Genomic DNA, 25,629 nt, shown 5'->3' on the forward strand with positions numbered 1-25,629 from the left:
AAAGGACAGGCTTATAAAGTAAGGGTTACTTTTATCTAACAAATTATATAGAAGCTTATATAAACACATATTAAAACGCTGTTGAGTTTGAATTCAACAGCGTTTTTAAATTTAGAAATAATAGAAATAAGTGTTTGTAGGTAGAAATTAATCCGTTCCATTCCGCTCCAGACACTTGCTTTCCGCGGGGAGGAAGTCGAGCCTCCTCGCTTCGCCTGCGGGGTCTCGACCTTTCCTCTACACCCGCAGGAGTCAAGTGTCTTCCGCTCCATTTCACTAGGTCTAACTAACTTAAAGCAATAAAATAATGTTCATTGAAAATTTAAATCTACCATCTTAACAGTATCTTTTACTCTTAATAATATCTCAATTAATATATATGTTATCAAATACATAGTCATAAAACCTTAATTACCCTCGAACCTAATCACCATCTATTGAAACCTTCCTTTAGGTATGGTACTCAATTTGGTTATCCAAATTTACGTTACACCAGCTCATCCTTATTATTTATGGTTCAAAAAGAAAAATCTGTACTTCACCATATATCCCGTTCTGCATTAATAAAATTCCCTTCCTGAGCGTCCGTTTAATTCAATTTACAATTTCTTAATAATATATGGAAAAGTTTATAAATATTTACATCCTGTTTAAATTCAGTTTACATAGTTGAATTAGAATTAACATGAACTAGATTACTAGAGTTTGAGGAGGATATTATGGGCGGAAGAGCAGTACTTAGATTTTGTAAGAAATTGTTTATTTATGTTTGTTTAGTCATGATTGTTTTTTCTAATTTTATATCAGTACTTCCAGTGAAGAAAGTTTATGCTGTGGAGAGTGGAGACCAACCTACTATACTGAACGTTGAGGAAACAGAAGGAAAAGAGAAGGTAAATGAGGAGGTAGACGGTACATCTGATGATTCTATAGATCAAGTAGAGCCTGAAGAAAGTGCTGAAGTTATTGATTCGGAAAAGGAAATACAAGAGGATTCTCAAGAAGAAGCTGCGCAGATAGAAGCTGAGAAATCTGAGCAACAGGTAGAGAAATCACAAGACACAACAAAGACTCCTACAACTGAAACTGATCCAGTACCTACTCCACAAGAAGAAAGCACAGAAGAAACACCTCCTACTAAATCTAAAGAATCTACTAATAAAGTAGAAGAAGATTTTAATCGTTTTTCACCAATTTTAATCACTGAAATCACTCCTAATTCAAAAGGAGCAGATAATTACGAGTATTTTGAGCTATATAATAATACAAATCAAAAGCTATCATTAACAAACTATTCTTTTGTTTATCACTACACAGATGGTAGTTATGACGATAAAGTATTTCAGCTTCCAGCTACAGTAATGGAACCACAGGAAACTCTTATATTTTGGTATAATCCAAAAAATCTTTCATTCACTGATTTTAACAATCAATTTGGAACGAATTTAGCAAGTAACCAAGTGATCGAATTTACTGATGTTTTTCCAGGCTTTGCAAACGGAGGGAATCGTGCACTTATTATCAAGGATAAAAATAATCATGAGCTAGTTTCAGCAAGTTATCTTGGTAATGAAGCTGATAATGCTACTGGAAACGGAATTGATTATAAATATCCTGCTACAGGAACTAGTATGGACAAGTTAAAGGTAGTAGCTCCACCAACTCCTGGAGTCATTGAAGCTGCTCAAGTTCCTGCTAAACCAGTAGAATTAGAAGAACCTCCAGCAGAAGATACTAGTGCACCTGTTATTGACCATACATCTGTAAATGAAAGTAAAGCGTTTACTGACATTAACATATCTGCAAAAATAACAGATGATAAGGCAATTAATTCAGCTTCAACTCTATATTTTAAAAATGAAGAAGATACTGATTTTAGATCTTTACCAATGGTAGTTACAGGGGAAGATTCAACAATCGTTTCAGCTAAAATCCCTGCTAGTCATGTTACATCTACGATTACCTATTATCTTGAAGCATCAGATGGGGTAAACATAGCTAAAACAGAGGACTACATAATATCTGTAGAATTACCTGAAGAAACATTTAGTGAACAGCCGTTATTAATTACTGAAATTTCACCAAACTCTGCTGGTGGTGGAACGGATTATTATGAGTTCTTTGAGCTTTATAATAATACAACCCAGCCTTTAGCATTAACAAATTACTCCTTTGTTTATAAATATACAGATAGTGGAAAAGAAGTTATTTTTCAAGTACCTCAAACAACAATAGAGCCACAAGAGACACTTGTATTTTGGTTTAACAATGGAAATCGAACATTGGAGGATTTTAATACAAACTTTGGTTCAGGTTTAACTGCTGAACAAGTGATTGAATATAAAGATGTTTTCCCAGGCTTTGCAAACGGAGGAAATCGTGCAATCGTTATAAAAGATAGTTCGAACATAGAGGTCGTTTCTGCAAGCTATTTAGGAAACGAAAATGATAATACTGGAGCAGATATTCATTATATGTTCCAAACTACAGGAACTGAAATGGTAAAATATCAAGTGCTTTCAGCACCAAACCCGGGATTCATTTCACCTGTTCAAGTACCAACAAAACCAATTGAGCTTGAAGAAATCCCTAAGGATACTGAAGCACCAGTCATTAATCATACACCTGTAACTGAAAGTGATGCCTTTTCTACAATCACTATTGAAGCTGATATTAAAGACAATATGGCAGTACCATTCTCTACACTTTATTATAAAAAAGCTAGTGAGGAGAACTTTACTTCTTTATCAATGAATATGAGTGCTGATTCAGCTAAGTATTCTGCAACAATCCCTGGTTTAGATGTAGAAGAAAATATGATCTATTATATTGAGGCGGGAGATGGGACAAATACATCAACAACTGATGAATTTGTGATCACTGTTAAAAAAGATGAAGTCGATTATGACAAAATTCCGCAGTTTTTAGTGACTGAAATCGTTCCTGATACAACAAATGTCGGTACAGCTGATGGGTATGAATTTGTTGAAATCTACAATAATACAAATCAGGATATGAACTTTAAGGAATATAAGCTTCAATATCGTTATGGTAATGACCCAGCTAGTGATGTTGTATGGGCTTCTATACCAGATGATGTTGTGATTCCATCTAAAGAGACCCTTGTTTTTTGGATTATTAATTCACAAAATGGCGAGAAAACAGTTGCAGAATTTAATGCACACTATGGCTCAAACTTAGTAGAAAATCAGGATATTGTTAGAATTTATAGTGATGGAATGGCCAATGGTTCACCTAGAGGACTTGTCGTTGCTACAAATACAAAAGAAGAAATTACGGTTTCATATTACAACGATGTAGTGAATGTAGACGACACTGTTGCAGATAAAGGAATTGTTTTCAAATATCCTGAAAACGGCTCAAAACAATCGGTGAAAATAAGTGCTGGTCTGCTTGACGCAACCCCCGGAGCTGTTGATACTAACCAAGTACCAAAAAAACCAGTGCATATAATAAAGGATAATGTACCTCCAACGTTCGAAAATAAAACGAATATCACTGAAATACTGCAAACGGAGGATATAAAGATTTCAGCAGCAGCTTCAGATGATGTAGAAGTAAAATCAGTAAGATTATTTTATCGCACCAATGATCAAGATGCTTATAATGAGACATTACTAACATTAGATTCTGAAACTCATTTATATGAAAATATGATTTATGCTTCAGAGCTTATCGGTAAAGAATATGTTGAATATTTCTTTACTGTTTCTGATGGTACAAATGAAGTGAAAAGTGAAATCAACAAAATTATCATTAAAAACACAAATGATACATCTGATATACGCTTAAACGTAAAAGACCAACAAGTTCTTTCAAAAACAGAGGTAATAAAGGCTACTTCTAAGGAAGAAGAAGCAAAAGATGTGAAGCTATTTGTTGATAACGAAGAGTTAACAGAGGAAACATATCATTCCTTAGAAACAGAAGCTTATTTAGCATTAGAAGTGAATGGACTGAACACTTATTTCCAAAACGCAGTGACAATGGGTGATGATATTTTATTCTTAATGGACAAAGATTGGTTATCACATTGGAAAACATTTACGATACCTGTTGAAGCAGATCGTTTACAGCTTGGTGAAAACATCCTTACTGTTCGAGCAGGTAATAAAGCATCACCCTTCCAGCTTGAAGAAGATGAAGAAAATCGTGATGACTATAACTTACGTAATGTACGCTTGATTTTAGCGGATGGCACTGTTTTAAGAGATTCTGATAAAAATGATCCAACAAAGGTTTATGATATGGGCGATGATGGGACATTCCGACCATTTGAAGACTTTACCTTCACGATTACTGAAGAGCACACAACATCTAAAACATATACATGGAACACAACAACAGTGGAAGATGGAGAACATGTTGTTAAATCTCAAGATTCAGATCATGAGATTACAAAAACAGTATTGGTTGATAACACAGCTCCTTCTGTTGAAACAACGATTATAGAAGGAAAAGAATATAAAGGCAGCTTTACAATTGATGCCACTGTAACAGACGAGATAGCAGGTGTGAATACAGTTAAAGCATTACTAGATGGTGAACAAATACAGCTACCGTTCAACACTGCATCATCTCAGCTAGAAGCTGGTGAACATACGCTTTCCATTTTGGCGACAGATTTAGCTGGAAATGAAGCGGAAAAGGCTGTCACATTCTCTGTCACTAATGAGAATCCTTTTAAACCAGAGCTTATTTCTCCAACAGATGGTAGCTCTACACCTGTTACTGGTGATCCTAGATTAAAAGTAAAGGTTACAGATCCCTCAGGAGATGATTTAGATGTAAAGTATTATCAAGGCTTTAAATATGATACAAGTAACACCAACAATGTAAAGGCATTTAAAAATTCGACTGATTTCGAACCACCACAAATGATGGTGCCAGAAGGAGAAGAATCCTTTACAAATGAAGATAGATCAGCTGTATCAGAAAAAGATGGAACCTATTTGATAACAGATTCAAGTGAGAAGTTTCCATATCACCGATTTGATGTTCAAGTTGATTCATCCATTGATGAAAATGATGAAATTGAGTTAACTTGGAGTGGAAATTCTCTAGAGGGAAGAAAGGTGTCCATGTATGCTTGGAATCATAGTGAAGCGAAGTGGCAGCTTATTACGTATAAAGTTGCAGGAGCAGAAGATTTTGAATTAAAAGGGTATGTTGAGGTTAGTGATTTTGTGAAAAATTCAAACATCAATGTATTGATCCAGGATGAAATTCCAAGTACTCCTGATGAATATGATTATACATTTGTGTGGATGTCTGATACTCAATATTATTCAGAAAGCTATCCTTACATTTTTGAAAGACAAACAAATTGGATTGCTGAAAAACAAGAAGAATTAAAGATAAAGTACGTGTTCCATACAGGTGATTTAGTTGATAACTTTGATCAGCTGCAAGAGTGGAAATATGCTGATGAATATATGAGAGTTTTAGATGATAACAATGTTCCATATGGTGTTTTAGCAGGTAACCATGATGTTGATCAACTTTCTAATGATTACACTGAGTATTATAAGTGGTTTGGTACTGATAGATTTGAAGATAAACCATACTACGGTGATACGTATAAAAACAATCGAGGCCATTATGATCTTATCTCAGAAAATGGTAATGATTTTATCATGGTATATATGGGCTGGGGAATTCAAAATGAAGATTTAGAATGGATCAATGATGTGTTAAAACAATATCCTGATCGAAAAGCGATATTAAGCTTTCATGAATATTTACTCGTTTCAGGAAATCGAAGTCCTTTAGGTAACGAGATATATGAACAAGTAGTTGAACCAAATGAAAATGTCATTGCGGTTTTAAGTGGTCATTATCATGATTCAGAAACATTAATAAGTGAAATTGATGATGATCATGATGGTGTAACAGATCGTAAAGTATATCAAATGCTTGGTGACTATCAAGGTGGTCCTGAGGGTGGTCAAGGATATATGAAGCTTTTACATTTTGATCAAGATAATAATAGAATCATCGTCAATACGTATTCACCATATTTAGATGATTATAACTATTATGATCCAAGTGAATATCCAGGTAAAGATGAAATGATCATTGATTTAGAGCTTAGTGTTGATGAAAAAAGAGTCGCTACCGATTATTTTTCTGTCAATGTTAAAACAGATACAGAAATCGGTAAACAAGAAAATGTGCCGAGTGGTAGTGATACAGAAGTAACCTGGACAGGGCTTACAGAGAATGAAACATATTCCTGGTATGCTGTTGCGGAGGATCAGTTCACTGGAAAGTCAGTATCTGATATTTGGACATTCACAAAAGGGAAAAATGAAACAACGAATCCGACGGACCCAGGTGAAAACCCAGAACAACCAGGAGATGGAGACAACCCAGGTGAAAACCCAGACCAACCAGGAGATGGAGATAACCCAGGTGAAAATCCAGACCAACCAGGAGATGGAGATAATCCAGGCAAAAACCCGGAACAACCAGGCAATGGGACGAACCAACCTGGTAAAGATACATCTAACAATAATGGGGAAATTGCTGTTAAGCTTCAAGCTGGAAAAGCAACAATTTCAACAGAGGATCTAAAGCACCTATCAAAGAATACAAAGGTCATTTTAGATCTGAAAAAAGAATATAACGTTAAAGTTCAATTAACGAAGCAACAAATCCAAATAATGAAAGAAAAACAATTAGTGCTTGCGATTCAAAATCAAGATATGAATGTTTTCATTCCAGCTGAAAACTTACCTGATGGTGATGTTGTTATTACTGTTGAACGTATGAAGGATATTCATGAATCAGTAAGTGCTGTGTATGATTTTAGTATTACATCAGGAGATAAAATTTATCATGAATTTTCACAGAATATGATCCTTGAATTTAAGGTGAAAAAAGAAGTGAAAAATACTGATAAGGTGAAGGTTTATTATTACAATGAAGAGTTGAAAAAATGGGAGCTTATTGGTGGGGATTATGCTAACGGAATAGTTACTGCATCAACGAAACACTTTAGTACCTATGCTGCTTTTGAAATAACACCAGATGATAATATGGATGAGATTAGTGATCCAGAAGGTGGTTATCATTTACCTGAGACTGCGACTAGCATGTATACAATTCTTCTTAGCGGTATAATTCTCTTTTTGATAGGAGCAGGATTTGTTCTAAATCATCGGAGAAAAGTAAATAAAATGTAGGATGGTTCAAGGTGAAATTTAGGAAGTTATTAATGAATAGATAATCTTTTAATCATTACCTAATCAGAAAAATTAGAGTGAAGCAGTGCTAGAAAGAATGTGGAAAAACCCTAATTATCTTAAGTTTTAACAGTAAATTGGTAATATAAATAGCAAGTAGAAAAGCTCAGATTTCCTCTGAGCTTTTTTATGTGATATTTTACTAACCCAAATGGGACCAAAAGCCACTCATGAGCTTAATATTTAATATTTATCATTTTGATTAACTCTATGATTTTTTCATTATCACCTGGATCAACGTACACTAGCTTTGTATTGTTAATAATATCCTCTGTGTAATCCTTCATAAAGTTTTCCTCTACCTGAGCGGGGCTAGCCCAATGAGAAGGAACATTGTACACGTTAATCGTGCCATCCCCGTTACCACTATAGGTTACCGATCCGTCTACAGAACGAGAACCTTCCAATGTCACAACATCACTTGGATAGTTAGCACTAGTTTCATCATAAATATTAACAGGTTCTCCTGCTGGAATACGTCGTACATTTAATTCATCTATCTCTTGATTCGGTCCAAGTTGCAACCAAACACGGGCGTATTCAATTTGTTCACTAGAATACTGGGATAGTGTTTCTTTTTCTTCTTTATTTTCTACCTTTGAGTCACTATTTTCAGATGGGGTACTATCAGAAACTTCATTAACAGTTTTTTCTGATGAGGCATCATTCGCATCAACAGTGTCTGGTTCCTCTGATCCACTTGTTGACAAACTTTCATCTTTTTTGGTTGTATCGTCTTCTATTGATTCTAAAATTGAACCTTTTTCTGAAGAATTAGTAGTGGCTTCTTCGATTTTATTTCCAGTACATCCAACTAGCATAAATAAAGCAACATTTAAATAAAGAATATTTGTTAGATTTTTCATTTGTCAAACAATTCCTTTCATTATTAAGCAAAATCAAGTTTTAAGTAAGATTCACATACCCTAGTGGTTCACCTGCTGTGGTAGTGTGAGTACAAGTATTCACAAACTATAAAATTATTTTAACATAAAATCCCATTTATTTCTCGAAAAGATACTGGGACGAAAGTATAATTAACAAAAGAGAAACTGAACAATGGTTGAGTAGTTACGCCGAATCTAAAATATACTTCGTTTACCGCGGATGGTTGGAAAGCCACCTCATGCAACGCACTTTGGGACTAGTGTTGCTGATCATCCCGCTGGAGTCTACAATAATAATTCATCTAAACTTTAGTACAAGCATTCTCTTTTGTAGAATAGAAAAATTGAATCTTTTTCAGGTAATGTCGTGGAATAATCCTTATTTATCCACTAACACTAAAAGCAATTAGCTGCTCATGAAACAAATTCTAATCGGGCAACATAAAGCGTAGGAGGTGGTGTAATGTGAAGAAGTGGTTAATGTTATCAATTTTTTCTTTATGTTTAACAGGCTGTCAAATGCAAGCGCGAGAAGGCTATGAGCCTCAAGCTGAAGATATTAATGGAACACGTTTGATGAAGGATGGACATGCTACTTATGAAAATCAGGAATTAGCAGATGAGCCATATGTGCCGAATCAAAATCCGAATTTTATTGATTTGACAGAATCCAGACCAGATCTCGGATCAGATCAGAATAAGCTTGAAGAAGCAATCATGGATGATGAGGAATTAACATTAGGACCAGTTATGATGTTTGGAAATAAAATTCACACAACCGTGTATACAACAGAGGAGCTTTCAAAAAAGGAAAAGAAACAAAGAGTGAAGGAAATTCATGAAAAAATGATTACAGCATTACCTCGTTATCGAATTGATGTTGAATTAAAGCAAAAATAACAAGGGGCGTTGATGCCCCTTGTTAGAATCCAAAGATAGAACTAATTAAATTTTTCTTTCTGGATTTTTTTGGAGCTGATATGCTATCAAAAACAAGTAAGTGATCTTTAGCAGGAGCCTCGCGTTTTTGCCCATTTTCTAGCTCATCTATTCTTTGTTCAAGCTTTTGTATGGTTGATGTTAATTCTTCCATTTCTCTTCTATGCTGTAAAACTTGATAAGAAACAACATCATCTGCTTTATTTCTTACTCGTCGTTCTAGTTCATCAATTCGATTATTTATTTCATTAAATTTAGTAGTATCGATTGTTGTTGTCATTCTTTTAATAGACCCCTTCCGAATGTTGTCTAATGTATCAGGCTGTTGAGGTGTTTGATGTAGGGTTTGCTGTTGAATTTGTCTAATTTTTTTAATATCATCTTCAGAAAATTGATAATGTCCCAGTTCATTTTTCTCTAACTCCATGTCGTATTGACTAACCCATCTCATCAACGTTCTTCTAGAAACCCCAAGTAACTTAGTGACAGTTGTTGTACTATTCATCTTCTTCCTCCTTAAATTTCAGTACATAATCAAACTGCAGCTTTCTCATCATCCAAAGACAAACCAACAGACATGTGAACTTCTATTAGTAGGTTTTCGACTCTTAAAGCTAGTTACCTTCACGTTAGACAAAACAAGTATGTATTCGGCAAAGAAAGTGGATGTTTTACATAATATGATGCTGTAATGTCGAACCTATTTTATTTTTCATATAATTCAAGTGGTAAACCGTCTGGATCAGGGAAGAATGTAAACTTTTTATCAGTAAAAGGATCTACCCGAATATTTTCTACTTCTATCCCTTTTTCTAGTAACTCTTCTACTGCAGACTGGATATTGTCGACTTCAAATGCTAGATGTCGTAAACCTAGAGCCTCAGGATTTGTAGGTCGTTTAGGAGGGTTTGGGAATGAAAACAACTCAATTTGATATGTATCATTTACCTTTAAATCTAATTTATATGACCTACGTTCCTCACGATAAACTTCTGCAACTATTTCAAAACCGAGAATATTGGTATAAAAATCCTTTGAAACCTCGTAATCAGAACAAATAATGGCTACATGATGAATTTTATTAATATTCAAGCTAACTACCTCTTTTCATTATGGAATTATTTAATAACTGGTGTGATCTTAACTCATACTATTATAATATAAGCCAAATAAGATGAATTTGCTTTTGACGCTTTATGTGACCTATACTATAATTATAATGTTATGCATGAAAATTGAGGTGACATGTATGTTAGATCGTTTAGAATCGGTAGAATATCGTTATGAAAAACTAAATCAGCTATTAATGGATCCTGACATTATCGGAGATTCTAAGAAGCTGCGTGAATATTCAAAGGAACAATCCGATTTACAGGAAACAGTTGAAGTGTATCGTGAATATAAAGAAGTTCGTGAGCAAATTGCTGATACGAAATCAATGCTTGATGAAAAGCTTGATGCGGAAATGCGCGAAATGGCTAAAGAAGAGCTGTCAGAGCTAGAGGATCGTGAAGAAGAATTAACAGCACGTCTTAAGATTCTTCTTGTACCAAAGGACCCTAATGACGATAAAAACGTAATCGTGGAAATCCGTGGTGCAGCTGGTGGAGATGAAGCTGCGTTATTTGCTTCAGATTTATATCGCATGTACAGCCGTTTTGCAGAGATGCAGGGCTGGAGAACAGAAGTTATGGAAGCAAACGCAACAGGTACTGGTGGTTATAAAGAAATTATCTTTATGATCAATGGTAAAGGTGCATATTCTAAGCTGAAGTTTGAAAATGGTGCCCACCGTGTTCAACGTGTTCCTGAAACAGAATCAGGTGGACGTATTCACACATCTACAGCAACAGTTGCTGTTCTTCCAGAAACAGAAGAGGTTGAAGTAGAGATTCACGAGAAAGATATTCGTACAGATACGTTTGCGTCAAGTGGACCAGGTGGACAAAGTGTTAATACAACAATGTCTGCCGTTCGTTTAACACATCTTCCTACAAATACAGTTGTATCTTGTCAGGATGAAAAATCACAAATTAAAAACAAAGAAAAAGCAATGAAGGTACTTCGTGCACGTGTGTATGATAAATTTCAACGTGAAGCACAAGCAGAAATTGACCAAAACCGTAAGCTAGCAGTTGGTACAGGTGACCGTTCTGAGCGAATTAGAACATATAACTTCCCGCAAAACCGTGTAACAGATCACAGAATTGGTTTAACAATTCAAAAGCTTGATCAAATTCTAGAAGGAAAGCTTGATGAAGTTGTGGAAACGTTAATCGTTGAAGATCAATCAAGCCGACTTCAAGATGCGGAAGAGTAGAATAAGATGAAATTTGTATACGAAGCCCTTAATTGGGCTTCTTCTTTTTTAAAGGAAGCGGGAAGAGATGAAAATGCTGGAGAGCTATTGCTGCGTCACCATTTAAATATGGAGCGTGCGACACTACTGTCAAATTTGAGATTGGTCCTCTCAGAAGAACAAAAAGAAATTTTCATACATGATGTAAATAAGCATGGAGAAGGCATACCTGTTCAATATTTAATCGGCTATGAAGAATTTTATGGGCGACGCTTTAAAGTGAACAAAGAGGTGCTTATCCCAAGACCTGAAACAGAGGAGCTTGTTGAAGGAATTCTAACAAGAGCTACAAAAATGTTTGCAGATCAAAAAGAAATCAATGTAGTTGATATCGGCACTGGAAGCGGTGCGATTGCCATTACATTAGCTTTAGAAAAATCGGAATTCAAAGTGAGTGCTGTTGATATTGCAGAAGAATCCTTACAAATTGCTAAAGAAAATGCAGAAGCTTTGCAAGCAGCTGTAGAATTTTTACACGGTGATCTACTTGAACCGATTGCAAATAAAGCTAAAGAAGGAAAAATCGATATCCTAGTTTCAAATCCTCCATATATACCTGATTGGGAAATTGAAACTCTTTCACCTGTTGTGAAGGATTATGAACCAATGCGGGCATTAGCAGGAGGAAAGGATGGTCTTGACTTTTATAGAAGATTAATTTCAGACATGCAAGAGCTCCTGAATACTCCCGCTTTAATCGCATTTGAAATTGGAGCAGGTCAAGGGGAGGATGTGCAGAATCTTCTAAAGCAGGCTCTTCCATATGCGAAAGTTGAAGTTGTTTATGATATTAATGGTAAAGATCGCATGGTGTTTGCTGAAAAGAAGGAAGATTAACGGGTTCAGTTTACTATCGAAAATACACATTTCATATATTAGTGTTTTTTTATAGAATGAGGCTGGGACATAATTAAAGATGTCATACAAAAAGACGAATAAATCTAAATTCAGTTAAGTTGAAAGAAATAAGTTCGTTCCATTGCGCTGCAAACATTTGCTTTCCGCGGGGAGGAAGCTAAGCCTCCTCGTAAGCTGCGCGCCTGTGGGGTCTCAGCCTTTACTCTGCACCCGCAGGAGTCAAATGTTTTCCGCTCCATTCCACTAGTTCTTAAAAATAGTATGCAAAATCAAAAAATCTATTGAGGACAACAAATAAAAACCCGAAATGTTAGGCGAATAATCAATTGAAATATCTCCAAATATTTCGGGTTTATCTTTAGCTTAAATACTTATGTCCCAGCCTCATTTCTTGTATTCATTTTCAATCGCTTACTCAAAAAAAGTGAATATTATTAAAAATCGACTTATCCACAAGCCGCCCATGAATCACGTGATTATGGTAGATGTTATCTTGGATAATCGCTTAAATAAGGTACTCTCTTTTTAACCTAATGGATCTTCTCCAAATCTTTCCCATAGAACAGGAAATAGATTTTCTAGATCATCTTCTCCCCAATCAAATTCGATGTCATTTACAGGTTGCAATCCCTTTTTATCAAGAGCTTCTAATAATTCGTCGTGTATATTGTCATCCCATTCAATATCACCAGTCTTTATCAGGGTATAGGCATCAAGTCCAACCGAAAGTAACTCTTCATTTTGAGGGTACCCTTCGTCATCAAGGTTATCTTCATTTATATATTCTGCTAAAAATTCAGGGTCTCTCAATCCCTTGTTAAATACTACTTCTCCTTGTCCAATAAGCCATCCCCGAAAATAATCAAAAGCATCATCAGAACAGCCACCCATTAAAACAAACGCTGCTCCCCATAAACGGGAATTATAACTTGCATTCATTAACTCTTGAAATAGAAATTCATATTCCACAACTTCCTCTAATTCTTTTTCAGCTAATAACTCAGTTAACCATTCTGCTTGATCATCAAATTCTCTGGATTTCTCGATTAAACTCCACAATTCTTTCTGATCCATTATAAAGACCTCCATTTTATCTTCGCTAATTGGTAAATTTGACATATAATAATCGATTTTCTCACTTAAATGAACCTACCTGTTATAGTAAGTATAGTATTTCTCAACTAATACATATTTTAACATATTTAAGTTCATACCCATATTCTTTCAGGAAATCAGAAAACATAGAATACATCCTTAACTTTGATAACTAACTATTATTCTATCTATTAATCTATTTTTAAAAAATTTTTAAAAACATAGTTTAAGAATCTTTTACGCTGTCCATACTGTCTACCAAGGGAGGCGTTAGATGATGAAAAAACAACAATTAGCACTTATATATATAATCCTATTATTTGCAGGGGCAATCGCAAATGTTTATAAAGAACCAGTAGCAGCAACAAGCACTGATGAACCCGTTGTGATACCAGATGAGGCTATCCGATTAAGAATTCTAGCTAATAGTAATTCTGATGAAGACCAGGAATTAAAAAGAAAGATTCGTGATGAAGTGAATAAAGAAATTACAGAATGGGTGGAAGAATTAACTTCTGTAGAAGCTGCTAGAAAATTAATTCAATCAAGATTACCAGAAATAGAATCAATTGTGGAAGATGTACTAGAAAAAGAAAATATGCAACAATCATATTCAGTAGATTTCGATAATGTTAGCTTTCCAACTAAGCTTTATGGCAATTTCATTTACCCAGCAGGAGATTACGAAGCGATCCTTATTAGCTTAGGTGAAGCAAAAGGTGCTAACTGGTGGTGTGTACTATTCCCACCATTATGCTTCTTAGACTTTTCAAATGGAGAAGCTGTCGCAAGTGCAGAAGAAACAGAAGAGAAGCAAGTAGCTGAAAACGATCAAGCTGAAGCATCTTCTCTTGTTATAGATGAGGAAGAAGAAAAAGAAGAAGTAGAAGTTAAATTCTTCTTAGTAGAGTGGATTGAAGGGATATTTTCATAAGGTAAAAAAAGCGGGGTCAGACCCCTGCTTTTTTTTGGAATAAAACTAGATTTCATCTCATAGAGTTGTAGTAGAGAAAAATGATATGGGGTGAGATCATGTTTTATCAATTGAAAATAGCAGAAGAAAAGGATCTTGGTAGATTAACAGATTTTGTCGTAAAAGCTGGTGTGAGTTCTGATGGTATTTCAGAAATTATCGACTATTTTGTACTAATGGAGGATGGAGAAAATGAGATTGTTGCGTGTATTGGTGTTCAACCATTAAATGAGAATGGATTGTTAAGATCCTTAGTAGTGTCAGACAAGCTTAAACAAGCACATATCTTAACACTTTTCCAAAGTATTCAAACATTAGCTGAGAAAAAAGGTATTAATCATTTATTTTTGGTAACTAATAAAGAAGCATCAGTGCAACTTTTATCACTTATGGGCTTTGAAGAGATAGATTTTAAAGCAATTCCAGAGGATCTTTTAACTTTAGAGCATATGAATGGCTCACTAAAAGAAGAAAATGCAAAGATCATGAGAAGAACTGCTTAATATCCACACAGTTATCCACAATACCGCAAGTCTTATCCACAAATTGTGGATAAGACTTGTTTTATTATAGGACTTCTTTTATACTTTCAAGAGTCAAGAATCTACAAAACCGCGAAATTTGTAGATAAATCGAACGGTTGCAAAAGGAGTTATTTTAGATGAAAACGAAACTTTGGACTGTGGATGATCTTAGTAACTTATCCACTAGTTATCCACAAATCACACAGGCTGCAGAATTTATCCAAAAAAATGAGGTTGTCGCTTTTCCAACTGAAACGGTGTATGGGCTAGGAGCGAATGCATGCTCAGATGATGCTGTAAGAAAAATCTTTGAAGCAAAGGGTAGACCAAGCGACAATCCACTAATTGTCCACATTGCATCAATTGAACAGCTAGAGGAAATCGTTGAAGATGTATCTGATTATGCCTATCAATTAATCGAAGCCTTTTGGCCTGGTCCATTAACACTTGTATTAAGAAAGAAAGAAAATAAGTTATCCACATTCGTGACGGCTGGCTTAGATACAGTTGCAGTGAGAATGCCAAATCACCCGGTTGCTTTAGAAATCATTGCTAAATCAGGGGTCCCTGTGGCTGCGCCAAGTGCGAATCGATCTGGAAAACCAAGCCCAACACAAGCTAACCATGTTTATCATGACCTTGATGGAAAAATAAGTGGAATCATTGATGGTGGTTCAACAGGTGTTGGTGTCGAATCAACAGTCCTTGATTGTACATCAGATATTCCAACAATTCTTCGACCGGGTGGGGTAACAAAACAACAACTAGAATTCATCATTGGAAAAGTGAATGTCGATCAAGCATTAATCGACGAAGGTCATACTCCAAAATCACCTGGAATGAAGTACACTCATTACGCACCAAATGCACCTGTTGTGATCATAGATGGAAGTCATAAATATATTCAAAGCATAATTAATCAATATGAACAGCAAGGAAAAAATGTAGGTGTACTCACCACAGAAGAAGGATTAAATCATCTTCAAGCACAAAAAGTAATTGCCTGTGGAACGCGCAAAGACCTAAATACAGTTGCAGCAAAACTTTATGAGGTTCTACGCCAATTCGACAAAGAAGAAGTTGACGTTATTCTAAGTGAAAGCTTCCCCCTAGACGGAGTCGGTGAAGCAATCATGAACAGATTACTAAAAGCAGCAGGAAACAATGTGATAGTGGAAGAGTGAATGATTTGATTTCCGAGCTAGTAGTTTCTTTCTGAAAATTAATTTTCGAGTAGTTTTATTTCGAGTTTATGAATGATCATTTATATAGAGAAATGTTGAATACAACTGTGAACTAAGTTTTTTTATAACAACTTATATTTTGGTACTTTATATAGAAATGTAAACTATTTAGGTTGATTGTAGCGAAAGGTGCGAGACTCCTGCGGGATCAGTGGGACAGGTGAGACCCCACAGTCGCATGCGACGAGGAGGCTCACCGCCCACCCCGCGGAAAGCGAGCAACCTGTAGCGAAAATCAACCAAACCGCTACACTTTGTTATACTCCCTTAAATTGTAAGTTTGTCTCAGCTTTCAAAACATCATAATGTTCTATTCCAAATCGGACGTGCATAAAGTTAAATAGGCGTGTCCGAGGAGGGGGAACATGGATATTCAATCAATAATTGGGGAATTAATCACACTATTAATAATGGCTTTAGCTTTAGGAATGGACGCATTTTCCGTAGGCCTTGGAATGGGCTTAATTAAGTTGAGATTACGACAAATATTTTACATTGGTGTAACAATCGGTGTTTTTCATATATGGATGCCGCTCGTTGGTATGTTAATTGGACGACTTTTAACTGACACCTTTGGAACAATTGCAACTTTATTAGGCGGAGGTCTCTTAATATTATTAGGAATACAAATGGTTTTTTCATCATTTAAAAAAGACGACGAACCACTGATCACTCCAGTAGGCTTTGGGTTAATTGTATTTGCACTAAGTGTAAGCCTAGATAGCTTTTCAGTTGGCTTAAGCTTAGGGATTTATGGAGCCAAAACATTCCTGACTGTCGCTATTTTCGGGATCGTAAGTATGGTTCTAACTTGGATTGGTTTATTAGTTGGAAAAAGAGTGCAAAACTGGCTTGGCTCATATAGCGAAGCACTAGGTGGCGCCATTTTATTAGCATTTGGAATTAAGCTGCTATTGCCTTTTTAAAAGAGTAACAGATAAAAAGGTGATACAGAGGGAGAATAGAAATGATCGAATCATTTAAAGTACATATGACCCAATTAAATCAAGAAAGAAATATAAGAGTCTATCTTCCAAGGCAATATAATAAGGCAGATAAACGATATCAAGTGCTGTATATGCATGATGGACAAAATGTTTTTCAAAGCCCTGATGCAATTGGTGGTGTTTCTTTAGATTTAGAAAACTATTTAGATGAAAACGATATTGAAATAATCGTTGTAGCCATTGATCAGAACAGCAAAGAACGAGTTAATGAATATTGTCCGTGGGAAAACGGTGTATACAGTAGAGAGATATTTGGTTTAACAGAAACAACAGGTGGCTCTGGGAAAGAATATGTTGATTTTGTTGTTAACGATCTAAAGCCTCTTATCGATAGAAAGTACCGCACAAAAAAGGACAGCACTTCAATTGCAGGTATTTCATTAGGTGGATTAATCTCAACCTATGCTGCATGCTGTTATCCACAGGTGTTTAAGAAAGTTGCGGTATTATCTTCTGCTTTCTATAGAAATCAGGAACAAATAGAAAAATTATTAATAGAAACAGATTTATCTTTTGTTAAGGGATTTTACATCGATTGCGGAACAGCAGAGGCAAAGAAGGATATCAGAATTAGTGAAGCGTTTTTGGCTTCAAATGAAAAATTCTATCATATTTTAAATAAGAAGCATCATCATGTTATATTTAAAAAGCATCATGATGCAGAACATAGCTACAACGAATTTAAAAAGAGAGTTCCGAAGATGATCTCTTTTATAATAGATTAATGAAGAGGCTGGGACTTAAGTATTTAAGCTAAAGATAAACCCGAATTATTAGGTGATATGTCAATTAAACATTCGCCTAATATCTCGGGTTTTTATTTGCTGTCTTCAATAGATTTTTTGATTTTGCATACTTTTTTAAGAACTAGTGGAGTGGAGCGGAAGACATTTGACTCCTGCGGGTGCAGAGGAAAGGCTGAGACCCCACAGGCGCGCAGCTTACGAGGAGGCTTAGCTTCCTCCCCGGTGAATCTTATGTCTGCAGCGCAATGGAACGAACTTATTTCTTTCAACTTAACTGAATTTAGATTTATTCGCCTTTTTGTATGACATCTTTAATTATGTCCCAGCCTCTTCGTCTTCTATGTTAAGTGTAAAAAGGTTTGTTCGTAAGATTCTTTTATTGCATCACTATCAATTCCATTACCAATTAAAATAATAATTGGTTTCAATCCTTTTGAATTTACTTCTTCTAATGCAAGCTTTTTAGACGCGAATTGAAACGAATATAAATTTGGATCTTTATGAAAATGGACGATTCCTTTTCCTCTGAAAACATTTTCCGGTAAACCTTTTAACCATTTTTCAAATACCTTTTTATCAAATAGAGGTATATCCTCCAACTTAACAGCTTTGATAGACGCATGGTTAACATGATCATGATTACATGACGAATCTACTGAACATCCGCATGCAGATACTTGTTTGTCTGTTAAGTTAATTGTACGTACTCTCTCCATCAACAGCTCACTTGTTGATACATCCCCATATGAGGCGGATACGATCGGAATTTCCTCATGAACTAATTTCTTGATTTGAGTATGAATTTTATCGAGTTTTTTTTCAGAAACAAGATCTGTTTTATTTAAGATAATAAACGAAGCACTCGTAATTTGTTCCTTTAATAGCGTACGAACCTCTTTAGAGCTAGAAAAAATACTTTGATAGTCTAGGTAATTACTTGCATCTACTAAACTAATAACTGATTGTAAATTAAATTGATCAATATATAGTGGGCTTGAAAGCGCCTCAATAATTTCATTAGGGTTCGCAACACCAGTACCTTCTATTAACAAGATGTCGACAGGATTTTTGACAAATTGATCTAAAGTTGTTTTTAAATCCTCTTGAATAGAACAACAAATACAACCGTTTAAAAGCTCATACATTTGTTCTTTATCAAATAGATGGTTCTCAACATTTGTATCGCCAAGCTCATTGAGGATTATTCCAAGCTTTTGTCCTCTTGTATTGCATTCTTCAACGAGTTTTTTCAACACAGTTGTTTTACCACTTCCTAAAAATCCACTAATTATATAAACATTTATAGGTTGTTTCAACAAAAACCCCTCACTTTTTATTATTGGTATCAAATAGGAATCGTTACGATTATACACGTATATTATACACTTCGACAAGTAATTCTTCAAAAATTTACAAAAAATTTACCTTATCTACAAAATATATACATTTTTCCTTAACATTTACAAACTACCATTATAATTGTGAGAAAAATAGATTAAGGGAGGAATATGATAGTGGTAGTTAAAAGAGGCTTTACTAAGAAACTAGTTACTCTTGGTGTATTATCATCATTAGTAATCGGTAGTTTTGCTGGATTAAATCAAGAGACAGCAAAAGCTAATACCGCAGAAACACCAGAAATCAAGAATGTAATTTTCTTAATCGGAGATGGAATGGGACCTTCAACAGTAACAGCACACCGTTATATGATGGATGACCCTTCTACAAAGCAAATTGAGCTTACTGAATTTGATAAGTATTTAGTAGGTATGCAAACTACATACCCAGATGATCCTGCACAAAACATAACAGACTCTGCATCTGCTGCAACAGCAATGGCATCAGGAATTAAAACATACAACAATGCAATTGGAATGGATAATGAAAAAAATCCATACGAAACAGTACTTGAGCAAGCAAAAGAAGATGGAAAAGCAACTGGATTAGTTGCAACTTCAGAAGTAACACATGCAACACCAGCATCTTATGGTGCACATGATGAAAGTCGTAAAAATATGGATGCGATTGCAAACGATTATTTTGATGAGCTTGTAAATGGTAATCATAAAATTGACGTTATTCTTGGTGGTGGCTCTAAAAACTTCGTACCAGAAGATGGACGAAAAATCGATGGTCGTAATCTAGCAGAAGAATTCCAGAAAAAAGGTTATAGCTATGTAACGAATAAAGATGAATTAATGAAAGATGAAAATGGACAAGTATTAGGATTGTTTGCAAAGGGCGGTCTTCCAAAAATGATCGACCGTGATGACAGCATTCCTTCTCTAGAAGAAATGACATCTACTGCTATTGAGCGCCTAAGTAAAGATGAGCAAGGCTTCTTCTTAATGGTTGAAGGCAGCCAAATCGACTGGGCAGAGCATGATAATGATATTGTTGGAACAATGAGTGAAATGAATGATTTTGAACAAGCCTTTAAAGCTGCAATCGATTTTGCTAAACAAGATGAGCACACGTTAGTTGTGACAACAGCTGACCATGCAACAGGTGGTTTATCTTTAGGCGCTAACACGAAGGCTAAACCAAATGGAGATTATAATTTCCATGTTAATCCTATTCAAGCTTTCTCGAAAACACCTGACTATATCGCTGCTGAAATCTATGCAGCTGGAGCTGGTGCTGATGTTGTAGGAATTATGCAAAAGCATATTGATTCAAGCTTCTATAATCAAATTACAAATGAAGAAATCCAAGCAGTAAAAGATGCTGCTGCAGCAACTGATGGTATTGCAATTGATAATGCGATCGAAGCTATTGTTAATGATCATTCCGTAACAGGCTGGACAACTGGTGGACATACTGGTGAAGACGTTCCTGTTTATGCATTTGGTCCACAAAGCGAACGTTTTGCAGGATTAATCGATAATACAGACCAAGCAAAAATTATCTTCCAACTATTAGAAGAAAATAAAATGCCAGAAACACCTGAAAACCCAGAAACACCAGAAAATCCAGAAACACCTGAAGTACCAAAAAATCCAGAAACACCTGAAGTACCAGAAAACCCAGAAACACCTGAAGTACCAGAAACACCAGAAACACCAGAAACACCAGAAACACCAGAAACACCAGAAACACCAGAAACACCAGGTGATGAAACAGAGCAACCAAAACCACAAGAACTTAAAGTAACAATTAAAGATGGTAAAGCTTCAATTGATACAGAGGACTTAAAGTCATTAGAGGAAGGCTCGACAGCTGTTCTTGATTTTAAAGATGCATACAATGTGGAGCTATCTTTAAGTAAAGAGCAAATTGAATTATTAAAAGCTAAAAACATTGATCTTCACATGAAAAACAAAGATGTAAAAGTAAATGTACCTTTTGAAAATCTTCCAGAAGGTGATGTGAAAATTAAGGTAGAACGCATGAAAGACATTGATGATGCTCTAAGTGCTGTTTACGATTTCACAATATTTGCAGGAGATAAAGCAGTTCATCAATTTAAAGAAAAAATGACATTAGAATTTAATGTAACTGGTGAAGTAGAAAAAGAAGAAGATGTGAAACTATTCTACTATAACGAAGAAGATAAGAAGTGGGAATTAGTTGGTGGAGAATATAAAAATGGTGTTGTAACAGCAGGTACAGACCATTTCAGTTCTTTCGCAGTATTTGAATTAGAGATGGACAATGCAAAAGACGTAGATAAACTGAAAAAGCTTCCAGCAACTGAGGGAGGATATGGCTTACCTCAAACAGCTACTAATGTGTTTAATTTACTAGGATTAGGAATTGTTGTTTTACTAGCAGCTGGTGCAATCTTCTTTTATCAAAGAAGAAAAACGAAATTGAACGTTTGATAAATAACTAAGCTTAATAAAGGTAGGGCGGGAGGTACATGGTACATCTGTACTTCCGTCTACTCTTCATTAAGAGATTACTAGCATTATAAGAAATTAGGAGGGAAACTCATGGTTTTTAAACGATCGATTACGAAAAAACTAGTAACAGCAGCTGTATTATCAACAGTAGTTGTTGGAAGTTTTGCAGGCTTAAATCAAGATGAAGCAAAAGCAGAAAAAGAGTCTACAGCTAAAATAAAGAATGTCATATTCCTTATTGGTGATGGAATGGGACCTTCAACAGTTGCTGCTCATCGTTATATGAAGAATGACTCTTCAACTAAAATGATGGAGCCTACTGAATTTGACAAGTATTTAGTAGGAATGCAAACAACATATCCAGATGATCCAGCACAAAAGATCACTGACTCAGCTTCAGCTGCGACAGCAATGGCATCAGGTATAAAAACGTACAACAATGCGATTGGTATGGATAATGAGAAAAACCCTTACGAAACAGTACTTGAACGAGCTAAGGAGTATGGAAAAGCAACTGGTTTAGTGGCAACATCTGAAATTACTCATGCAACACCAGCATCTTATGGTGCACATGATGAAAGCCGTAAAAACATGGATGCAATAGCTGATGATTATTATTATGAGCTAATTAACGGTGAACATAAAGTTGATATCATGCTTGGTGGAGGCTCAAAGAACTTTGTGCCAGCTGATGGTCGTAAAAAGGACACTACTAATCTAGCAGAAAAATTTGTTGAAGATGGTTACAGCTTTGTAACTAATAAAGAAGAATTAATGAACGATAAAAACGGTCAAGTATTAGGTTTATTTGCTAAAGGTGGACTTCCTAAAATGATCGACCGTGATGATAGCATTCCTTCACTTGAAGAAATGACAACAACAGCAATCGAGCGCCTTAATCAAGATGAAGATGGCTTCTTCTTAATGGTAGAAGGAAGTCAAATCGACTGGGCAGAGCATGATAACGATGTTGTAGGTACGATGAGTGAAATGGAAGACTTTGAGCGTGCATTTAAAGCAGCAATTGATTTTGCGAAAAATGATGGTGAAACATTAGTTGTGACAACTGCTGACCACGCAACAGGTGGTTTAACATTGGGTGCAAATACGAAAGCAAAAACGAGTGGAGACTATAACTTCTTAGTTAACCCAATTAAAGCTTTCAATAAAACACCTGATTACATTGCGGCTGAACTTTATGCGTCAGGTGCAAGTGCTGATGTAGAAAGTGTTATGAAAAAATACATCGATAATAGCTTCTATAGCCAAATTAAGCCTGAAGAAATTCAAGCTGTAAAAGATGCAGTAGTAGCAAAGAATGGAACAGCAATTGATAATGCAATCGAAGCAATTGTTAATGATCATTCTGTAACAGGCTGGACTACAGGAGGACACACAGGAGAAGAAGTACCTGTATATGCATTCGGTCCAGAAAAATCTCGTTTTAAAGGTTTGATTGATAATACAGATCAAGCGAAAATTATCTTCCAATTATTAGAGGAAAATAATAAGTAAACGACAATATTTGAGTAGAAAGCCTTGTTAGTAGGCTTTCTACTTTTCTACTAAAGTAAGATCCTCAGGGTAAGTAATCTTCATTACATATAAAGTAGTCACTTGTATGGGCTTTTTGAATTTGGATGATACAAGAACATAGAAGAAGGGGTTTTAATATGAGAACAACGATGTTGAAGCAATCGAAGGAATTAATAGGTTTAGCATTGGTAGCAGTATTTATCTATTTCTTTATCTTTTGGGATTATAAAATCTTTCAAAATCAATTTTCTATCCCAAAAGACTGGTTGAACCTGAATACCATATTTTTGAGTATTGTCATTGAAGCCATTCCGTTTATTTTATTAGGGGTGTTTGTTTCATCTCTTATTCAAATATTTGTATCAGAAGAAACAGTAAAGAAGTATATTCCGAAGAATATGATTATAGCTGTGTTACCAGCCGCTTTGCTTGGTGCTATTTTCCCAGTTTGTGAGTGTGCTGTTGTGCCGGTTGTAAGAAGATTAATAAAAAAGGGAATGCCTTTGCATGTTGCATTTGTCTTTTTAGCTTGTGCACCAATTTTAAATCCTGTCGTTGCAGCTTCTACCTATTTTGCATTCCAAACAAATCTTAGCATTTTAACTGGTCGTATGGTTTTAGCTTTTATATTATCAATTATTATCGGTCTAGTATTATACGTTCTCTTTAAAAATAGTGACCAATTGAAGCTAACATCTGAGGAATTAGTTGGAAAGCAAACTAGTACTTCTGAAGTTCTTAATGTAAACAAATTAAAAGCAACACTTTATCATGCAAGTGATGAATTTTTTGATATGGGTAAATTCCTCATTATTGGTGCTTTTATCGCAAGCTTATTCCAAACATTCTTAGATCGAGAAATTTTATTAAATTTAGGTTCAAGTGAATTTTCTTCACCAATCGTTATGATGGTTTTTGCATTTGTGTTATCACTATGTTCAGAAGCAGATGCATTTATAGCAGCTTCCTTTGGTAATACATTTGCACCTGGAGCTTTACTAGCCTTTCTTGTTTATGGGCCTATGTTGGATTTGAAAAACACAATCATGCTATTCGCATTTTTCAAAACGAAATTTGTTTTCACATTTATTTTAGTTGTAACAGTAGTGGTTTATTTAGGAGTACTTGTATATCAAGCGGTTGTATTTTAAGACGGATGGAGGGAAATTAAAATGGATCAATCAACTGATTTAGGTTTTCAAAAATTCATAAGAGGTATTATATTAGTAGGCTTCACTATGCTGTTATTTAAATTGATCATTTCTGGTGATATTACAAACTTTATTGCACCAAAAATGCTTCCGTTTGCTTATTTTGCAACAGGAGTATTCCTTATACTAGGAATTTTACAAATATGGAGAAGTGATTCGAAAGAAGAATTAGATATCTATTGTGATTGTGGTCTTGATCATAGTGGGAAAAGGTCACCGATCAAATCAGTTTTAATCTATTCCTTATTTTTATTTCCGGTTTTAACAGGATTTATGTTTCCAGAAGTTGTCCTTGATAGTTCAGTTATCGCAAAAAGAGGAATTAACCTAGGAGCTTCAAATACTTCAGTTGAGCAAAATGCGAAGACAAGTGAAGATACAGTGGTCGAGGCTTCGGCATCAGAAAGTAGTTCAACATCAACATCTTCTGAAGCAAAAAGTCTTGATGAGTTATTTTTAGAGGGTTTATTAAATAGTGAAAAAATCGTTGTAAAAGATACAGAGTACCAGAAAATCACCAACTATATTGAAGCGGACTTAGATAAATTTGTAGGGAAAGAAATCGAAATAACTGGATTTGTTTATCGTGAGCCAGATTTTGAGCCGAATCAAATGGCAGTTTCCAGATTCACTGTTTCCTGCTGTGTAGCAGATCTTCAAGTAATTGGAACACTTGCAAAAGGCGATATGGCAACACAGCTTAAAAATGACCAATGGGTAAAGGTAACAGGAACAATCAATAAAACAGAACGAAATGGCCTTGCTCTTCCATCGATTGATATTGGTCAATTAGAAGTAATAGAAGCTCCATCAGATCCATATATTTATATTTATTAATGCTATAATGATTCAGTGTAGAGTTTATCTCTGCACTCTTTTTATCTTTGCTGTTAATTAATCTAACTATCTGTTGTTTTTATAAAGTGCTGTTTAATATTGCTAAAAGCTAAACTTAGTTAATGGAGCGAAATGAATCGATTCCATTCAACACCCTTCGTGAAACTTGTTATATCAATAAAGTTTACGAACCCCCCAAGTATTACAATCCCAATAGGAGAAAATAGTCCCGATATACATATTTTGTTCAATAAATTCGACTATTTTCTTACGTTTTTTTCGATTATAATATAATAAAGG

Annotated in this window: 18 protein-coding genes; 13 read left to right on the plus strand and 5 right to left on the minus strand. The window is 35.1% G+C overall.

Features of this window, described 5'->3' with window-relative positions:
- Positions 1–719: 719 nt before the first annotated feature.
- Complete coding sequence (locus JOC75_RS16170) at positions 720–7,208, plus strand: lamin tail domain-containing protein (RefSeq protein WP_204955040.1); 6,489 nt, start codon at positions 720–722, stop codon at positions 7,206–7,208.
- Positions 7,209–7,444: 236 nt separating this feature from the next.
- Here JOC75_RS16170 and JOC75_RS16175 read toward each other — a convergent pair whose 3' ends face one another.
- Positions 7,445–8,134, minus strand: a complete 690-nt coding sequence (locus JOC75_RS16175; protein WP_204955041.1) for a hypothetical protein — start codon at positions 8,132–8,134, stop codon at positions 7,445–7,447.
- Positions 8,135–8,620: 486 nt separating this feature from the next.
- On the opposite strand from JOC75_RS16175, the gene JOC75_RS16180 reads away from it, so the two are divergent.
- Positions 8,621–9,055, plus strand: a complete 435-nt coding sequence (locus JOC75_RS16180; RefSeq protein WP_204955042.1) for a hypothetical protein — start codon at positions 8,621–8,623, stop codon at positions 9,053–9,055.
- A gap of 22 nt (positions 9,056–9,077) precedes the next feature.
- Here the strand turns inward: JOC75_RS16180 and JOC75_RS16185 are convergent, their stop codons facing one another.
- On the minus strand, positions 9,078–9,599 hold the full coding sequence (locus JOC75_RS16185) for a MerR family transcriptional regulator (protein WP_204955043.1): 522 nt from the start codon (positions 9,597–9,599) through the stop codon (positions 9,078–9,080).
- A gap of 200 nt (positions 9,600–9,799) precedes the next feature.
- Positions 9,800–10,186, minus strand: coding sequence for an SMU1112c/YaeR family gloxylase I-like metalloprotein (gene gloA2, locus JOC75_RS16190; RefSeq protein WP_204955044.1), 387 nt, complete (start codon positions 10,184–10,186; stop codon positions 9,800–9,802).
- 157 nt (positions 10,187–10,343) lie between these two features.
- On the opposite strand from gloA2, the gene prfA reads away from it, so the two are divergent.
- Positions 10,344–11,414 carry a peptide chain release factor 1 gene (gene prfA, locus JOC75_RS16195; RefSeq protein WP_146950204.1) on the plus strand — a complete coding sequence of 357 codons (1,071 nt, stop codon included), beginning with the start codon at positions 10,344–10,346 and terminating at the stop codon, positions 11,412–11,414.
- Between the two features lie 6 nt (positions 11,415–11,420).
- On the plus strand, positions 11,421–12,290 hold the full coding sequence (gene prmC, locus JOC75_RS16200; protein WP_204955045.1) for a peptide chain release factor N(5)-glutamine methyltransferase: 870 nt from the start codon (positions 11,421–11,423) through the stop codon (positions 12,288–12,290).
- A 546-nt stretch (positions 12,291–12,836) separates the two neighbouring features.
- On the opposite strand, the gene JOC75_RS16205 is transcribed toward prmC, so the two are convergent.
- On the minus strand, positions 12,837–13,385 hold the full coding sequence (locus JOC75_RS16205; protein ID WP_204955046.1) for a DUF4240 domain-containing protein: 549 nt from the start codon (positions 13,383–13,385) through the stop codon (positions 12,837–12,839).
- A gap of 298 nt (positions 13,386–13,683) precedes the next feature.
- Between JOC75_RS16205 and spoIIR the strand changes: the two genes are divergently transcribed.
- The 5 genes from spoIIR (at position 13,684) to JOC75_RS16230 (ending at position 17,879) form a co-directional block, all read left to right on the plus strand.
- Positions 13,684–14,340 (plus strand): stage II sporulation protein R, encoded by a 657-nt coding sequence (spoIIR, locus tag JOC75_RS16210; protein ID WP_204955104.1) that lies wholly within the window; start codon positions 13,684–13,686, stop codon positions 14,338–14,340.
- 98 nt (positions 14,341–14,438) lie between these two features.
- Entirely contained in the window at positions 14,439–14,882 is a 444-nt protein-coding gene (locus JOC75_RS16215) for a GNAT family N-acetyltransferase (protein WP_204955047.1), read from the plus strand.
- Between the two features lie 158 nt (positions 14,883–15,040).
- Complete coding sequence (locus JOC75_RS16220) at positions 15,041–16,087, plus strand: L-threonylcarbamoyladenylate synthase (RefSeq protein ID WP_204955048.1); 1,047 nt, start codon at positions 15,041–15,043, stop codon at positions 16,085–16,087.
- A gap of 425 nt (positions 16,088–16,512) precedes the next feature.
- Entirely contained in the window at positions 16,513–17,073 is a 561-nt protein-coding gene (locus tag JOC75_RS16225; protein WP_204955049.1) for a manganese efflux pump MntP, read from the plus strand.
- Positions 17,074–17,114: 41 nt separating this feature from the next.
- Positions 17,115–17,879, plus strand: coding sequence for an alpha/beta hydrolase (locus JOC75_RS16230; RefSeq protein WP_204955050.1), 765 nt, complete (start codon positions 17,115–17,117; stop codon positions 17,877–17,879).
- Between the two features lie 359 nt (positions 17,880–18,238).
- Here the strand turns inward: JOC75_RS16230 and JOC75_RS16235 are convergent, their stop codons facing one another.
- Positions 18,239–19,216, minus strand: a complete 978-nt coding sequence (locus JOC75_RS16235; RefSeq protein WP_204955051.1) for a CobW family GTP-binding protein — start codon at positions 19,214–19,216, stop codon at positions 18,239–18,241.
- A gap of 198 nt (positions 19,217–19,414) precedes the next feature.
- Between JOC75_RS16235 and JOC75_RS24500 the strand changes: the two genes are divergently transcribed.
- The 4 genes from JOC75_RS24500 (at position 19,415) to JOC75_RS16255 (ending at position 25,329) form a co-directional block, all read left to right on the plus strand.
- On the plus strand, positions 19,415–21,724 hold the full coding sequence (locus JOC75_RS24500; protein ID WP_420828037.1) for an alkaline phosphatase: 2,310 nt from the start codon (positions 19,415–19,417) through the stop codon (positions 21,722–21,724).
- Between the two features lie 111 nt (positions 21,725–21,835).
- A complete protein-coding gene (locus JOC75_RS16245; RefSeq protein ID WP_204955053.1) occupies positions 21,836–23,260 on the plus strand; it encodes an alkaline phosphatase in 1,425 nt (474 codons plus the stop codon).
- A gap of 158 nt (positions 23,261–23,418) precedes the next feature.
- Entirely contained in the window at positions 23,419–24,432 is a 1,014-nt protein-coding gene (locus JOC75_RS16250; protein ID WP_239589520.1) for a permease, read from the plus strand.
- 21 nt (positions 24,433–24,453) lie between these two features.
- Complete coding sequence (locus JOC75_RS16255) at positions 24,454–25,329, plus strand: TIGR03943 family putative permease subunit (protein WP_204955054.1); 876 nt, start codon at positions 24,454–24,456, stop codon at positions 25,327–25,329.
- Positions 25,330–25,629 lie beyond the last annotated feature (300 nt).

The sequence above is a fragment of the Metabacillus crassostreae genome, assembly GCF_016908395.1.
In the GTDB taxonomy this organism is placed as follows: Bacteria; Bacillota; Bacilli; order Bacillales; family Bacillaceae; genus Metabacillus; species Metabacillus crassostreae.

Coding starts and splice junctions, on each gene's coding strand:
- JOC75_RS16225 (WP_204955049.1), top strand. CDS start 16,513: ATGGATATTCAATCAATAATTGGGGAATTAATCACACTATTAATAATG.
- JOC75_RS16215 (WP_204955047.1), top strand. CDS start 14,439: ATGTTTTATCAATTGAAAATAGCAGAAGAAAAGGATCTTGGTAGATTA.
- JOC75_RS16220 (WP_204955048.1), top strand. CDS start 15,041: ATGAAAACGAAACTTTGGACTGTGGATGATCTTAGTAACTTATCCACT.
- JOC75_RS16185 (WP_204955043.1), bottom strand. CDS start 9,599: ATGAATAGTACAACAACTGTCACTAAGTTACTTGGGGTTTCTAGAAGA.
- prfA (WP_146950204.1), top strand. CDS start 10,344: ATGTTAGATCGTTTAGAATCGGTAGAATATCGTTATGAAAAACTAAAT.
- prmC (WP_204955045.1), top strand. CDS start 11,421: ATGAAATTTGTATACGAAGCCCTTAATTGGGCTTCTTCTTTTTTAAAG.
- JOC75_RS16175 (WP_204955041.1), bottom strand. CDS start 8,134: ATGAAAAATCTAACAAATATTCTTTATTTAAATGTTGCTTTATTTATG.
- JOC75_RS16170 (WP_204955040.1), top strand. CDS start 720: ATGGGCGGAAGAGCAGTACTTAGATTTTGTAAGAAATTGTTTATTTAT.
- JOC75_RS16205 (WP_204955046.1), bottom strand. CDS start 13,385: ATGGATCAGAAAGAATTGTGGAGTTTAATCGAGAAATCCAGAGAATTT.
- JOC75_RS16245 (WP_204955053.1), top strand. CDS start 21,836: ATGGTTTTTAAACGATCGATTACGAAAAAACTAGTAACAGCAGCTGTA.
- JOC75_RS16230 (WP_204955050.1), top strand. CDS start 17,115: ATGATCGAATCATTTAAAGTACATATGACCCAATTAAATCAAGAAAGA.
- JOC75_RS16250 (WP_239589520.1), top strand. CDS start 23,419: ATGAGAACAACGATGTTGAAGCAATCGAAGGAATTAATAGGTTTAGCA.
- JOC75_RS16255 (WP_204955054.1), top strand. CDS start 24,454: ATGGATCAATCAACTGATTTAGGTTTTCAAAAATTCATAAGAGGTATT.
- spoIIR (WP_204955104.1), top strand. CDS start 13,684: ATGAAAAAACAACAATTAGCACTTATATATATAATCCTATTATTTGCA.